Below are 14505 nucleotides of genomic sequence, written 5' to 3'. Positions count from 1 at the left end.
AGACTGTTCAAATAAACGAACAGTCTTTTTATATTTCTAAAATGCAATAAGCTTATTTTGTTGTAGCTGGTGCATTTAACTTCGAACTCATTTCCATAGAAATTGCGGAACGGTCAAATTTTATTTTTCCTGCCAATGTTTCAATAACACAGCTGTTGTCTTTATCATTTAGATCTACAACCTTTCCGTGCATACCACTTTTAGTAATCACACGATCGCCACGTTTTAGTTCTGCAGCAAACTTTTTTTCTTGTTTAGAGCGTTTCATTTGTGGTGCAATCATAAAGAAATACATCACAGCAAATATGCCCAAAAACGGTAAAACAGTTCCTAAATCCATTCAGTATTTAATTAATCGTGGTTATGACCTTCGTGACCTGGTTGTGTAGAAGATTTTGTTGGAGCTGCAACTGGTGTCGCTAAAGGATTAACAGTTTGTTTAGCTGTTTGAGGTGCCGCTTTAACTGGTGCATTAGGATCCTTTTCCACAAAAGCGGAAATCTTAACAATTTCTTTACCCTTTTCTGTATTTGTAGTCATGGTAATTGACTTACTAACTTTATTCCCGTTTCCTTTTCCGTTAAACTTTACAGTAAACTCACCTGTTTCTCCTGGCGCAACTTCTTTTGTCCAGTTAGATGGTACAGTACAACCACAAGTACTTTTAATGTTACTTACAACTAACATAGAGTTACCTGTATTTTCATATTTAAAAGTTGTTTCTACTGGTGTTCCATTTTCGATAGTTCCAAAATCGTGTTCCGTTTTATCAAATGAAATTACTGGAAAATCTCCTGCATTAGCATCTCTTTCTGCTGCAACTGCAATATTTTCAGATTTAATTTTGCTAGCAGCATCTTCTTTACAAGATGTAAATGCTACCATACATAATGCACTAAGTCCTAAAATTACTTTTTTCATTATTTTTATTTTTAATGGTTAAGATTTATTTTCAGCTGGCAAAGCTAATGATTATTTTGTCTAATTAAAATTTTTAGCCCTTTCTTAACAGGTTTTTGTACGAAAAAGATGTCTTAATGTACACTAAAACCGAAAATCTAGATACTATTTATGGCTTACATCAAGCCTCTTCCAGCTTTAAGATGCTTATTTTCAGATTGGTATTCTTTTACTATTTTATCTAAAATCCCATTGATAAACAAGCTACTTTTCGGTGTAGAATATTCCTTGGCGATTTCTAAATATTCATTAATAGTCACTTTATAAGGTATGGATGAAAACTTCTGAAATTCACAAAGTGCCATTTTTAGCAACACACCATCTAAACTTGCCAAACGTTCAGAATCCCAATTAGTCGTTTTTTCGCTAATTTCCTCAGCATACTTTGAGCTATTGAGAAATGTTTTTTTGAATAAATCAATTGCAAATTCCTTATCATCGTCATCTTTATATAAATCCGGTAATAAAGCTGTTTCGGGAGAAGTTAATTTCAATTTTCGTAATACTTTCAAAATAGCCGTATTCACCACAGGTAAATCATCTACCCAAGTGAGTTTTTTATCTTCAAAAAAATCGTAAAGCTTATCATTTGGCGCAATGATTTCAGTAAAAATTTCGATTATAAACTGCTTGTCCTTTTTGAAGCTGGTCTCCGTTTCCGTTGTGTAATTCTTGTAAAGGTCACTTTTTAAAATCGCCTTAAAAATGATATCGACATACTCAAAATCTAAATCCCAATAATTCAGTTTTCGCTTCGCTATCGCATCTTGCAGCATTGTATTACTGCTGATAAGATACAAAAGTTGATTGTCTTGAAACTTTAAATTCGGGTTTTTATCGGCCTCAGATTTCACTAGCTTCTTTTGAAGCTTTTCGTTATGATCCTTACTCTTTTTGTGTAGTTCGGTAAGTAACGCCAAAAGTGACAGGTATAAATCGTACATGCTATCTAAACTGTGAAGCAAAAACTTTTGTTCTTTTGTTAAATCATCACTTTCTGTACCTTTAAAAGCATACATAGATTGCATGACTTTTATTCTGATGTGTCTTCGGTTTAGCATGTGTAAGAACTCGCTTTGTTATGGTTATTAAAAAAGGTGAATTTTTAAAAATTCACCGTGCAAAAATACTATTATTTTATTGAAGTCAATTAAACTTTTTCCATTCGCTAAAAAATTTCTCTTTTTCGTCTATTTATTGTCTTTTTTTCTTTCCGTAACGCTGCTATGTAAATCAAAAAAGTCTTCAACTAGCCAAAAAATCATTAATTTTCGCTTAAATGTTAATAGTTTAAATCACTTCATTTTGAAATAAAAATTAATCTACCTCTATTTCATATTTTCTCTTTTACGAGTTTCAATACGCTCTCTAGCTATGTTTAAAGCCGCATTGTGGGTTGTTAAATTATTCACTTTGGCATTGTCTAAAATTTCGAGTGTGGTATTATAGATGTTTTCCGTTTTACGCATTATTTCTTGTCGGTCGTAATTCTCTAATTCCGCATAAACATTAATAATTCCTCCAGCATTGATCAAAAAATCTGGTGCATATACGATACCACGTTCTTGTAGAATTTTACCGTGCTTTTTTTCTTCAGCTAATTGATTATTTGCAGCTCCAGCAATAATCTTAGCCTTCAATTTATAAATGGTATCGTCGTTAATAGTGGCACCTAAAGCGCACGGTGCATAAATATCCATGGTTTCGCTATAAATATCCTGACCTCCATAAATCGTTGCTCCATATTTTGACCTTATTTGTTCCAAACGGTCTTGGCTCAGGTCCGCAATAGTAACGTTAGCACCTTCATTGACCAAGTGCTCAACAAGTGCTTCACCAACATTTCCGATACCTTGAACAAATACATTTTTATCTTCTAGAATATCGGATCCAAACTGAAATTTAGCCGCAGCTTTCATACCCATAAAAACACCGTAAGCTGTTATTGGAGACGGATTTCCTGCACCACCTTTACTTTCAGAAATACCTGTAACATAAGGTGTCACTTCGCGTACCGTATCCATATCTTCAGTTGTCATTCCAACATCTTCCGCTGTGATGTATCGTCCGCTTAAAGAATGGACAAACTCTCCAAAACGTTTCATCAATTCTGATGTTTTCTGGGTTTTGGCATCACCAATAATGACCGCTTTTCCTCCACCGAGGTTTAATCCTGTGATAGCAGACTTAAAGGTCATTCCACGAGACAAACGCAACACATCATTGAGGGCTTCCCATTCGTTAGCGTAATTCCACATTCTGGTGCCACCCAAAGCTGGTCCTAAAACTGTATTATGAATACCGATTATAGCTTTTAAACCAGTATCTTTGTCGTTGCAAAAAACGATTTGCTCATGGTCATCAAAAGATGGTTGTCCAAAAACAGGATCTATTTTTTTTAATTCTTTTGATGATATAATTTCTGAAGTCATGCAAGTTAAGTTTAGGGCGTTTAAAGAAAATCTAAAAACAGCGTGCAAAAATAAATTAATAATAGAGCATTAGCAAAATATTAACTATAAAATACGATTATCGTAATACTTTTGAGCTACCAAATACAAAATGAAAGCACTAAAACACCTCAATAAATATTTTTACAAATACAGATACCGCTTAATTGTAGGTATCATCATCACTATTATTGCTAAGATATTTGCGCTTTTCACACCAAGATTAATAGGGGCTTCCATCAATGTAGTATCGGACCATTTGGATGGCAAAATTACAAAGGAAGTTTTTAGAAGTGACTTAACCACAAATATTCTCTATCTTATTGGAGCCGCTGTGGTTGCTGGCGTTTTCACGTTTTTAATGCGCCAAACGATTATTAATGTGTCGCGTTACATTGAATTTGATCTTAAGAATGAAGTCTATCAGCACTATCAAGTACTGTCTTTAAATTTCTATAAGTCGAACAGAACTGGTGACCTCATGAATCGTATTAGTGAAGATGTCGGTAAAGTTAGGATGTATGTTGGTCCTGCAATTATGTACACCATGAACACACTTACACTTTTTGCCGTCGCCATTATTTATATGATTGATCGATCTCCATCATTAACTTTATACACGTTGCTACCTTTACCGTTTTTATCGGTTGCCATTTATAAATTGAGCCGAATGATCAATAAGCGAAGCACCATAGTGCAGCAATCGCTTTCTACACTTTCTACGTATTCACAGGAAACATTCAGCGGCATTTCGGTTATAAAATCGTACGGTATTGAACCTAGAACCAATGTGGAATTTGAACATCTTTCTGCGGAAAACCGTCAGAAACAAATTAACCTTACTAAAGTGCAAGCCTTATTTTTTCCATTGATGATTTTATTGATTGGGGTGAGTAATCTTATAGTTATCTATGTAGGAGGCATGCAATATATGAATGGTAAAATTGAAAATATCGGGACTATTGCAGAATTCATTATCTATGTTAATATGCTTACTTGGCCAGTCGCCACCGTTGGTTGGGTAACGTCTTTAATACAACAAGCAGAAGCATCACAAGAACGCATTAACGAATTTTTGGATACAGAACCGGATATTAAGAACAGCGCAAATGAACTTACACCCATAAAGGGCGATATTGAGTTTAAAAATGTATCCTTCGTTTATCCTGACACTAATATCAAAGCTTTGAAAGATGTTAGTTTCACGCTGAAATCTGGAGAAACGTTAGCCATTTTAGGAAAAACAGGTTCAGGAAAATCCACTATTCTGGATTTAATTGGTCGTTTGTACGATATAAATAATGGTACCATATTAATTGATGATACTATTATTTCAGACTTGAATCTTTTCAGCCTTAGAGAAAGTATTGGCTATGTACCTCAAGATGCCTTTTTGTTTTCGGACTCCATAAAGAACAATATCAAATTCGGAAAAGAAGATGCTACGGACGACGAAGTTATAGAAGCGGCGAAAAATGCCAGAGTACACAAAAACATCATCGGCTTTAGCAAAGGTTACGATACGGTTTTGGGCGAACGTGGTATTACCCTTTCTGGCGGACAAAAGCAGCGTGTATCCATTGCGAGAGCTGTCATCAAAAAACCGGATATTCTGTTGTTTGACGACTGTTTATCTGCTGTTGACACAGAAACTGAAGAAAAAATCTTAAAAAATCTAGTAAAGCTAACTAAAGACAAAACAACGATAATTGTGAGCCATCGTGTATCATCAGCAAAGAATGCGGATAAAATTATTGTATTGGAAGATGGTAAAATAAGAGAGTCTGGTAATCATGAAAGTCTTATAAATACTGATGGTTACTATAAAGAACTTTATATTAAACAACTCTCAGAAAAAGAAATGTAAGTATTTGTTGCTTAGGTTACTTTTTTTTTAGATTTTTGGATTTGAAATTATAAAAATTGAGATATGAGTGATTATGAAATGATGGACAAGGAAGAAATTTATTCTAAAGTATTACGTGCCGGAAGAAGAACCTATTTCTTTGATGTTAGAGCTACAAAAGCTGGTGATTATTATTTAACGATTACGGAGAGTAAGAAGTTTACCAATGACGATGGTTCGTTCCATTATAAAAAACATAAAATCTACCTTTACAAAGAGGATTTTGTTGAATTTAGGGAAATCTTAGCTGAAATGACCGATTATATCATTGACGAAAAAGGTACAGAAGTGATTAGCGAACGTCACCAAAAAGACTTTAAACGTGAAGATGATTTTGTCGCTCAAGAAGCAAAAACGCCAGAAGACACAAAAAGCACTGAAAGTTTTACAGATATTAGTTTTGACGATATCTAAAATTGACTTTTAAAATTATAAATGAAACCGTTACGATTTGTGACGGTTTTTTTTTAGAAATAGCTTGTTACACAGAGATTCACAAAGTTACACGGAGATACACAGAGAAAATCATTGAATGTTTCAAATTTTACTAAAAAACGTAAATGAATTTACAAATTTCTCTGCGAATCTTTGTACATTCTCTGCGTAACTTTGTGAAATAATCAAGAAACCACAGCGCCATTCCTAACTTTTATTTCCGGATGCAACAAAAACACATCATCCGCTTTCACGGCACCAACCACCAAACATTCACTCATAAAATTGGCGATCTGCTTTTTAGGAAAGTTAACCACAGCCACAATTTGTTTTTGCAACAACTCCGCTTTTTGGTATTGCGTTGTAATCTGTGCTGACGATTTTTTAATTCCTAAGTCACCAAAATCGATGGTAAGTTGATACGCAGGACGACGAGCATTCGGGAAATCATTAACAGCAATAATTGTCCCAATTCGTAAATCTACCTTTGTAAAGTCTTCATAAGTTATTATCTTTTCCATAATATTTCCCACGAATGTGGGTATCTCGTTAATTTAATCATAAATATTTAATTTAATCATAAATATAAAAAAACTATGGCTCGCACAGAATCCAATATGTTGCCACTTGGCACCAAAGCACCAGACTTTAAACTTATCGATACAGTTGACGACACCAAAAAGTCACTAGATGAACTAAAAGGCACCACTGCAACGTTAGTAATGTTTATTTGCAATCATTGCCCTTTTGTAATGCATGTTAACGACCAACTCTCAAAATTGGCTAAAGATTATGTTTCTAAAGGCATAAAATGTATTGCAATTTCGAGTAACGATATCGATAACTATCCACAGGACAGGCCAGAATTAATGAAAAAAAACGCAATAGATAACGACTATATTTTTCCTTATTTGTACGACCAAACCCAAGAGGTCGCCAAAGCTTATGATGCCGCATGCACGCCCGATTTTTTCTTGTTCGATAAAGACTTAAAATTGGTTTACACAGGTCAGTTGGATGATTCCAGACCAGGAAACTTCAAACCAGTCACAGGAAAAGATATTCGACAAGCCATGAATGCCTTGATTGAGAACGAAACTGTAAATCCTGACCAAAAGCCGAGTGTGGGCTGTGGGATTAAATGGAAATGAGATTCGGTTCTGAATAACTCCTGTTTGGGAGGTTATAATAAAATTTTCAATAAAATGTGTATAACCTAACCTTTTGAGCTGTCTATAATTATGAAAAATGATATGTCAAATACTTTTGCATTCATTAAAAATGCATTCAAATCCAATTAAAATGATTTCAAAAACAATAGTAGCATTTATTTCACTAGTCTTTAGCTTTGGTATTACGTTAATGATTAAACCACATATTGGAGTTTATGTGAAATCTGAAATTACTCTTAATATTCTACAATTTATATTTACCATTGTTGGCTTCGGAGTAATATTTAGGATAATTGACAAAACTATATTAAAAAGAAGAATTATTAACAGCGAAATGGAAACAAACCACTTCACTAAAAATAAATAAATTCTAAAAATGAATACAAATAGACAGGCTGGAAATAAAACGTTATAAGCAAAAACGTCACGCATTAATCCTATTTAAAGCACATATAAACAAATAAGAAAATCTTACGTCCGAATATAACCACTAGAATTCTAGGTTTAGAGGCGATCAAACTGATGATAAAAACGTATTAGAATCAACTCTCTTAAACTACCAAATCACATCTAGTCAACCTACTTCAAATCAAATAAACTATCCACACCAGGAAAACGTTCAACCGTAAAACCTTCAGCATGTTCTACGCCGATTAAACGTCCTAAATTCCGAGCCCTATACGCCACACTATCTGTGAAATTCTTACTGGAAATAGGCGTTTCAGGCTCTTTGCTATCAGGATCAAAAAATTGGGTTTTATAGGCCAATACTGATGCCACTTTCTTATCCATAAAACCAGAGACATCCACCACCACGTCTGGTGTAATATCTTTCCATTGTATATAATGGTAAACCGCTTTTGGTCGCCAAGGTTCTTGTGGTTGATTTTCGTCACCATAAATGGTTTCAATTTTTTTTAAACCACTTAAGAAACACGCATCACTAACCAATTGACTTCCTTTAGAGTGGTCAATATGTCTATCGTCTATTGCATTACAAATAATAATTTCTGGTTGGTAATAGCGAATTACTTTTATGATTTCCAATTGATGTGCTTTATCATTTTGAAAAAAGCCATCGGCAAATCGCATATTGATCCGAGAGTGAATGCCTAAAATTTTAGCCGCGTTAAAAGCCTCTTCGTCCCTTGTTTCTGCAGTACCTCTAGTGCCTAATTCGCCTCGCGTTAAATCCACAATTCCCACTTTCTTACCTCTTGACACTTCTTTTGCCAAAGTTGCGCCACAGCTTAATTCTACATCATCTGGATGTGATCCAAATGCCAAAATATCTAATTTCATTTATATATTTTTATTATTACATGATAAAATATATTTTACTCTCATTTTTCGTCCCGTTAGGGACTTTATATGGGTAAAAACTTGTAACGCTCTTCTTAATGTGTGCCTTTAGGTACACCATATGCAATACCTAAAGGCATTGTTGCAAAAAAAAACTTTGGTTTTTTACGCATATTTTGTCCATAAATGGACTATCACCAATTCTAAAAAAAAGTTAAAAACCTCGCTTTAAAGTTAAATTGGGATAAGAATCTTTTATCATGTTATTATTGTTTTAAAAAGGTACAGTGACATTTGTAACCCCCTTTTTTGCTGTAAATACTATTTTACAATTACAGTTTCATCAGTTGGAGACACCACTCGAATGCCAAAAATATTAAAAAGAAGATAGATAATCGCTTTCTTTTTAATTCGAAATCGGTTTCGTTTACAGATTTCAATATTATGATAGTTTAAAACTACTATAAATTGAAAAATTCTCAATTCAACCAAAGTATGACTTTCGTCATAATTATTCCATTCTTCTACCTTTAACTTTACACTATAATTTAAACACCAGCAAACTATGAGCTTAATGATAGCCATACTTATTATTACCATTTCCTTATTCATTTGGGGAAAATTCACACCAGATATTATTGCACTTCTTTCGATGTTAAGTCTCTTTATTTTCGGGATATTAAACCTAACCGAAACATTAAGCGGATTTAGCAACCCAACAGTAATTATGATTGCTGCTTTGTTTATAATAGGAGAAGGCTTATCACAAACCGGTTGGACGGCATTGGCTGGAGAAAAGTTCATAAAAATGGCCGGTAAAAGTAAAGTGAAACTTTTATTAATTACCACACTCGGTTCCGGTTTGCTTTCTGGAGTGGTTAGCAATACAGGAACAGTAGCAACCTTGATGCCTGTAACCATTGCATCGGCTTGGAGCATTGGTACACTGCCTTCAAAATTATTAATGCCTGTGGCCTTTGGTTCTAATACTGGTGGACTATTAACCTTAACAGGAACACCACCCAATATCATCGTAAATAATACCATGCTAGAAAGTGGATTAGAAGGCTTTTCATTTTTTGAATTTGGACTTATCGGTTTACCCCTTTTGATATTGGCACTACTCTATTTTAGATTCATAGGCTACCGATTATTACCGAGTAACAAAACCAATAATAAACCTGTGAATATCAGTACCACGCTTCACCAATGGATTGAAGCTTATAAGGTAGATAATGACTATTACAGACTAAGAGTTCGTTCTGTATCTCCATTTTTAAATACTAAAATAGGCGATTGGAATTTTGAAAGTGAACATGGTATTACCATTTTGCGGATTAAACGAAGACATCCAAGTCGTTTAAAAGGTAATGATCCATTCATTGAATTACCAACAAGTGAGACTGAATTTTTGTACCATGATATTATTACGGTTAAAGGTACTACTGAAGCCATCAATGCTTTAATGATAAATTTTAGATTAGGCCTTTTACCTTTAGATCCAATAGAAAATGAATTAAGAAATAATCTTATCAATCAAGAAGTTGGTATGACCGAGGTATTGGTAACGCCACAGTCAGCTTGGGTCGGTAGAAAAATTAAATCCAGTCATTTCTTGGATCGCTACAATGTTCAATTGATGGCAGCTTCTCGTAATTCTAAACCTTTAGAGGGACCTGAAATTACAGTTAAAGCAGGAGATGCTTTTTTAATTAGAGGGGCATGGAGTGCTATTGAGGAATTAAAAGAACATTACGAACATTTAGTGATTTGTGGTAGTCCTGAAGGCATGGCAAAAACCGTGACCAACCTAACCTCCAAATCTTACATTGCTTTATTCTCATTAGCATTGATGGTTGCCTTATTGGTGTTCAAGGTTGTTCCTGGAGCCATTGCAGCGTTAATTTCAGCAGGGATTATTTTAATTACAGGATGTGTGCCCATGACAAAAGCTTATAAAGGTATAAGCTGGATAAGCGTGGTAATGATTGCCGCAATGATACCAATGGGAGTGGCACTTCAAAAAACAGGAACAGCAGAATTGATTGCAAACGGCTTAGTGGATACCTTAGGCAGTTTACATCCTATTGTACTTCTTGGTGGCGTATTTCTGCTTACCACAACATTTAGTCAAGTGATTAACAACTCTGCAACCGCAGTATTAATGGCACCTATCGTCATAATTGCCGCAAATACCTTAAATATTTCAGCCGCACCATTTATGATTGTGGTCGCCATTAGTGCTTCAACCGCATTCTTAACACCAGTAGGTACAACTACCAATGCCATGGTAATGACTGCTGGTGGCTACAAATTTATGGATTACTTAAAAGTAGGTGCACCATTGCTCCTGCTCTTTTTAATAACAACATTACTATTAGTGCCATTGATATGGCCATTTTAAATCGAAAGTCGAATTAAAAATCATTAAATCATGGAAACTTTATTAAACAATTCAATTATGAAAACTAGAGACCTCACAAAGTACGGACTTAAAGACACCCAAGCACATTGGAACCTTTCTCCAGAAAAATTACAAGCTATTACTATTGAAAAAGGAATGGGAAAAGAAACTGCTAATGGAACTTTAGCTATCAATACAGGAAAGTTCACAGGACGTTCGCCACAAGACCGCTTCATTGTAAAAGACGATTATACGAAGGACAAAGTGTGGTGGGGAAAAACGAACAAAGCTATTACTCCAGAAAATTTCGACCATTTACAGTCTGAAATCGTCAACTATTTAAGTGGAAAAGAAATCTACGTTAGAGACGCTTATGTCTGTTCCGATCCAGAATTTAAGACCAACGTAAGAACCGTAACGGAATATCCTTGGTCAAATATGTTCACTTATAACATGTTTTTAAGATCCGACGAAGCCGAATTAGAAAATTTTGAAGAAGAATGGCTCGTACTTTGCGCACCAGGATATGAAGCTAATGATCCTAAAGCTGTAGGTTTGCGTCAGGGGAATTTCTCAATACTTAACTTCACAAAAAAAGTAGCATTAGTAGGTGGATCTGCCTACACAGGTGAAATTAAAAAAGGGATATTTTCTTCTTTAAACTTTATACTTCCTGTTGAAAAAAATGTGTTACCGATGCACTGTTCTGCCAATGTTGGTGAAGATGGAGATACCGCTATTTTCTTTGGATTATCTGGTACTGGTAAAACGACGTTATCTGCAGATCCAAAACGTAAATTGATTGGTGATGATGAACATGGCTGGACCGCCAACAACAATATCTTTAATTTTGAAGGTGGTTGCTACGCTAAAGTAATTGATTTAACAGAAGAAAAAGAACCAGACATTTTTAGAGCGATTAAGCCAGGAGCGATTCTCGAAAATGTAGTATTTAAAGAAAATGGTGAGGTCGATTATATGGATAGCAGCATAACACAAAACACTCGTGTAAGTTACCCAATTTATCATATTGATAATATTCAACAACCCTCTTTTGCAGATAACCCTAAGAATATTTTCTTTTTGACCTGTGATGCTTTTGGTGTTTTACCACCAGTATCTAAGTTAACGCCTGGCCAAGCTGCATACCACTTTATTTCTGGTTATACAGCAAAAGTAGCTGGTACCGAAGCTGGTATTACAGAGCCTGTGCCATCATTCTCAGCCTGTTTCGGTGAGCCATTTATGCCATTACACCCAACAAAATATGCCGAAATGTTGAGCAGCAAGATGCAAGAAGCTGGTGTTAATGTTTGGTTACTAAACACAGGCTGGAGCGGCGGACCTTACGGTGTCGGATCTCGTATAAAACTAAAATATACAAGAGCTATGATTACCGCTATTCTCAATGGAGATCTAGACAACGTTGATTATGAACAACATCCAATATTCGGATTGTTTATGCCAAAATATATTCCTAATGTACCAACAGAAATATTAGACCCAATGAACACTTGGTTACAGAAGGGTGGCTATATTAGCAAGGCTATTCAATTAGCACATTCATTCCATTTGAATTTTGAAAAATTTGCGAGTGAAGCTTCAGAGCAAATCATTGAAGGTGGACCATTAATTGATGAGCATCATCACTTAAACGATCACGTTTAATAATTCCATGACTGAAAAGAGCCCAGAAATGGGCTCTTTTTTATTGTACCTACATGTATGAAAAACTACCTATACTTAGTAATTGTTATTCTCCTAGTTCAAAATCGGTCAAATGCACAAAATACTGGAGAGGATCAATTAGGTGCATGGTATGAAATCACCTCGTCCAACAGAATAAGTGAAAAATTTAGTATAAGTGGCTCTTTTACCAATTGGGACTATGAATTACCTGTAAATAAAGAGCATTTACTTTTAGGTGTTATTGGTATAAACTATCATTTTGACAAGAATGTCTCTGTCGGTATAGGCTATGGGTATGGTGATATTGATTCGTCTTTTGAAATAAATGACATACCACACACCCTAGAACATAGAATCATTGAACAATTAGCCATAAGCCACAAATTAAATTCTATTGGAGTTGCACAACGCTTTAGATTAGAGCAGCGTTTTTTAGAATTTCCATCAGATAATTTACTTAAACACAGAATACGCTATAGATTCAAGGTGAAAATCCCTTTAAGTAATACACTGTTTATTTCCACCTATGATGAAATTCATTTTCACTTAAACGCATTCGATTTTCAGCAAAACCGAGCGTATTTAGGCCTTGGGTTCAATCTTAACAAGAACATTAATTTTGATTTAGGCTATGCCAGACACTCTTTTAAGACCAAGAGCTTTAACCGATTATCTCTTCAATTAAATTTAAAATACAATTTTAGCAAAAAGAAAGTTTAAGTTAATTAACATTTTCTATGGCCTGATTGATATCGCGTTTTAAATCTTTGGTTTCTTCAATGCCAACCGAAAAACGAATCAATTGATTGCTAATCCCTACTTTATCACGTTCTTCTTGAGTTAATAATGAATGAGATGTTAAATGAGGCGAAAGCATCGTGCTTTCAATTCCTGCCAAACTCATAGAAGATTTAATCAGTTTCAATTGTTTTTGAAATTGTTGTGAATCTATATCGTCATTCAATTCAAACGATAGCATGGCTCCATATCCGCTCATCTGGGATTTGGCTAATTTATGTTCAGGATGCGATTTTAAACCTGGATAGTGCACTTTTGAAACCTTAGGATGTTTGTCTAACCATTTGGCTAATTTCATGGCGTTCTTGGTTTGTGCCTTCACACGAAGTCCTAACGTTTTCATACTACGTTCAAGCATCCAAACGGTCATGTCGCTTAAACTTCCACCTAAATTTTTTCCAACGTTCCAAATCCGCTGAATATGAACTTCGGAACTCGCCACAGCACCAGCACAAATATCGCTATGACCACCAAAATATTTAGTGGCGGAATGCATGACCATATCAATGCCTAAATCAATCGGTAATTGATTTACTGGCGAAGCAAACGTATTATCTATAGACGTTAAGATACCTTTAACCTTGCCTAATTCAGCAACTGCCTTTATATCTGTAATGGTCAACAATGGATTTGAAGGGGTTTCAATATGAATCAATTTGGTGTTGGATTTAATGGCAGCTTCAAAATCTTCAACTTTATAGCCATTGGTAAATGTATATTCTATGCCATACTTAGGAAATTCCTCTTTGATGAAATTAACCGTTCCACCGTACAAGGTATTCTGAACCACCAAATGGTCGCCTTGTTTCAGAAAAGCTAAAAACATGGTACTAATCGCTGCCATACCTGAACCAAAAATCATGGCTGCTTCGGTATGCTCTAAAGCCGCAATTTTTTTGGATAAATATTCCTGATTTGGCGTATTGAAATATCTAGGATAACGTTTTACATCAACATCTAAAAATTCGTAAGACGAACTTAGATACATTGGTGAAACAGCGCCTTTAAATTGTTCGTCCTTAATTTCTCCTGTATGTGTGCAAATGGTGTTTAAACCTGGTTTTTTGTTTGACATTTCGTATAAAATTATATACCATAAATTTAATAAAAATAGTACTCTAGTTATCTTATTAAAATAAAATCTTTTTGAAGTTCAGAAATAAACATAAGTCAAAATTTAGAAAAACCACACTATTTAAAAATGGGTCTTGTATAAAACTATTGAAGCTATAAAATCAGTTCGCCCAAATAATTAAATAAGACAGGTTATACTTAGATATGTACTTTTTTTAAACCTGATGATGAAATAAAGTAAATTTGAAACAACAAAAACAGCCATAATATTAAGTAATATCATGGCTGTTAATATAATTGTATACTATTAATTTG

The 14505-nt window shown here is 34.6% G+C and carries 13 protein-coding genes; 6 read left to right on the top strand and 7 right to left on the bottom strand.

Going from position 1 to position 14505, the window contains the following annotated elements; genetic code table 11:
* Positions 1-52: 52 nt before the first annotated feature.
* The 4 genes from yajC to HM987_RS06350 form a co-directional block, all read right to left on the bottom strand.
* A complete protein-coding gene (yajC, locus tag HM987_RS06365; RefSeq protein WP_179006275.1) occupies positions 53-340 on the bottom strand; it encodes a preprotein translocase subunit YajC in 288 nt (95 codons plus the stop codon).
* Positions 341-351: 11 nt separating this feature from the next.
* A complete protein-coding gene (locus tag HM987_RS06360) occupies positions 352-921 on the bottom strand; it encodes a DUF1573 domain-containing protein (RefSeq protein ID WP_179006273.1) in 570 nt (189 codons plus the stop codon).
* 155 nt (positions 922-1076) lie between these two features.
* Positions 1077-1988 (bottom strand): transcription antitermination factor NusB, encoded by a 912-nt coding sequence (gene nusB / locus HM987_RS06355; RefSeq protein ID WP_179006271.1) that lies wholly within the window; start codon positions 1986-1988, stop codon positions 1077-1079.
* Between the two features lie 300 nt (positions 1989-2288).
* Positions 2289-3392, bottom strand: coding sequence for a Glu/Leu/Phe/Val family dehydrogenase (locus HM987_RS06350; protein ID WP_179006269.1), 1104 nt, complete (start codon positions 3390-3392; stop codon positions 2289-2291).
* A 130-nt stretch (positions 3393-3522) separates the two neighbouring features.
* Here HM987_RS06350 and HM987_RS06345 point away from each other — a divergent pair, with 130 nt between their 5' ends.
* The gene (locus tag HM987_RS06345) at positions 3523-5277 is read left to right on the top strand and encodes an ABC transporter ATP-binding protein (RefSeq protein ID WP_179006267.1); all 1755 of its coding nucleotides are present in this window, start codon (positions 3523-3525) and stop codon (positions 5275-5277) included.
* 63 nt (positions 5278-5340) lie between these two features.
* Complete coding sequence (locus HM987_RS06340) at positions 5341-5730, top strand: PUR family DNA/RNA-binding protein (RefSeq protein WP_178988807.1); 390 nt, start codon at positions 5341-5343, stop codon at positions 5728-5730.
* Between the two features lie 206 nt (positions 5731-5936).
* Here HM987_RS06340 and HM987_RS06335 read toward each other — a convergent pair whose 3' ends face one another.
* Positions 5937-6272, bottom strand: coding sequence for a tRNA-binding protein (locus HM987_RS06335; protein ID WP_179006265.1), 336 nt, complete (start codon positions 6270-6272; stop codon positions 5937-5939).
* Between the two features lie 75 nt (positions 6273-6347).
* Between HM987_RS06335 and HM987_RS06330 the strand changes: the two genes are divergently transcribed.
* Positions 6348-6902, top strand: coding sequence for a thioredoxin family protein (locus HM987_RS06330; RefSeq protein ID WP_179006263.1), 555 nt, complete (start codon positions 6348-6350; stop codon positions 6900-6902).
* Positions 6903-7502: 600 nt separating this feature from the next.
* Here HM987_RS06330 and bshB1 read toward each other — a convergent pair.
* Positions 7503-8225: a bacillithiol biosynthesis deacetylase BshB1 gene (gene bshB1 / locus HM987_RS06325; protein ID WP_179006261.1), complete on the bottom strand. Its 723-nt coding sequence runs from the start codon at positions 8223-8225 to the stop codon at positions 7503-7505.
* Positions 8226-8799: 574 nt separating this feature from the next.
* Here bshB1 and HM987_RS06320 point away from each other — a divergent pair.
* From HM987_RS06320 to HM987_RS06310, 3 genes are read left to right on the top strand one after another with little or no spacing between them, the layout of a single operon-like run.
* Positions 8800-10629: an SLC13 family permease gene (locus HM987_RS06320; protein WP_229724629.1), complete on the top strand. Its 1830-nt coding sequence runs from the start codon at positions 8800-8802 to the stop codon at positions 10627-10629.
* 57 nt (positions 10630-10686) lie between these two features.
* Positions 10687-12297, top strand: a complete 1611-nt coding sequence (gene pckA / locus HM987_RS06315; protein ID WP_229724628.1) for a phosphoenolpyruvate carboxykinase (ATP) — start codon at positions 10687-10689, stop codon at positions 12295-12297.
* Positions 12298-12354: 57 nt separating this feature from the next.
* Positions 12355-13038 carry a DUF2490 domain-containing protein gene (locus tag HM987_RS06310; RefSeq protein WP_179006256.1) on the top strand — a complete coding sequence of 228 codons (684 nt, stop codon included), beginning with the start codon at positions 12355-12357 and terminating at the stop codon, positions 13036-13038.
* Position 13039: 1 nt separating this feature from the next.
* Here HM987_RS06310 and HM987_RS06305 read toward each other — a convergent pair whose 3' ends face one another.
* Positions 13040-14191 carry a trans-sulfuration enzyme family protein gene (locus HM987_RS06305; protein WP_179006253.1) on the bottom strand — a complete coding sequence of 384 codons (1152 nt, stop codon included), beginning with the start codon at positions 14189-14191 and terminating at the stop codon, positions 13040-13042.
* Positions 14192-14505 lie beyond the last annotated feature (314 nt).

The organism is Winogradskyella forsetii (genome assembly GCF_013394595.1).
Lineage (GTDB): Bacteria > Bacteroidota > Bacteroidia > Flavobacteriales > Flavobacteriaceae > Winogradskyella > Winogradskyella forsetii.
This window is presented reverse-complemented; position numbering and strand designations above follow the sequence as displayed.

Excerpts from the sequence above, each read along its gene's own strand:
- HM987_RS06360 (WP_179006273.1), bottom strand. The coding sequence starts at position 921 with ATGAAAAAAGTAATTTTAGGACTTAGTGCATTATGTATGGTAGCATTT.
- HM987_RS06330 (WP_179006263.1), top strand. The coding sequence starts at position 6,348 with ATGGCTCGCACAGAATCCAATATGTTGCCACTTGGCACCAAAGCACCA.
- HM987_RS06350 (WP_179006269.1), bottom strand. The coding sequence starts at position 3,392 with ATGACTTCAGAAATTATATCATCAAAAGAATTAAAAAAAATAGATCCT.
- HM987_RS06340 (WP_178988807.1), top strand. The coding sequence starts at position 5,341 with ATGAGTGATTATGAAATGATGGACAAGGAAGAAATTTATTCTAAAGTA.
- HM987_RS06310 (WP_179006256.1), top strand. The coding sequence starts at position 12,355 with ATGAAAAACTACCTATACTTAGTAATTGTTATTCTCCTAGTTCAAAAT.
- pckA (WP_229724628.1), top strand. The coding sequence starts at position 10,687 with ATGAAAACTAGAGACCTCACAAAGTACGGACTTAAAGACACCCAAGCA.
- yajC (WP_179006275.1), bottom strand. The coding sequence starts at position 340 with ATGGATTTAGGAACTGTTTTACCGTTTTTGGGCATATTTGCTGTGATG.
- HM987_RS06335 (WP_179006265.1), bottom strand. The coding sequence starts at position 6,272 with ATGGAAAAGATAATAACTTATGAAGACTTTACAAAGGTAGATTTACGA.
- nusB (WP_179006271.1), bottom strand. The coding sequence starts at position 1,988 with ATGCAATCTATGTATGCTTTTAAAGGTACAGAAAGTGATGATTTAACA.
- HM987_RS06345 (WP_179006267.1), top strand. The coding sequence starts at position 3,523 with ATGAAAGCACTAAAACACCTCAATAAATATTTTTACAAATACAGATAC.
- HM987_RS06320 (WP_229724629.1), top strand. The coding sequence starts at position 8,800 with ATGATAGCCATACTTATTATTACCATTTCCTTATTCATTTGGGGAAAA.
- HM987_RS06305 (WP_179006253.1), bottom strand. The coding sequence starts at position 14,191 with ATGTCAAACAAAAAACCAGGTTTAAACACCATTTGCACACATACAGGA.
- bshB1 (WP_179006261.1), bottom strand. The coding sequence starts at position 8,225 with ATGAAATTAGATATTTTGGCATTTGGATCACATCCAGATGATGTAGAA.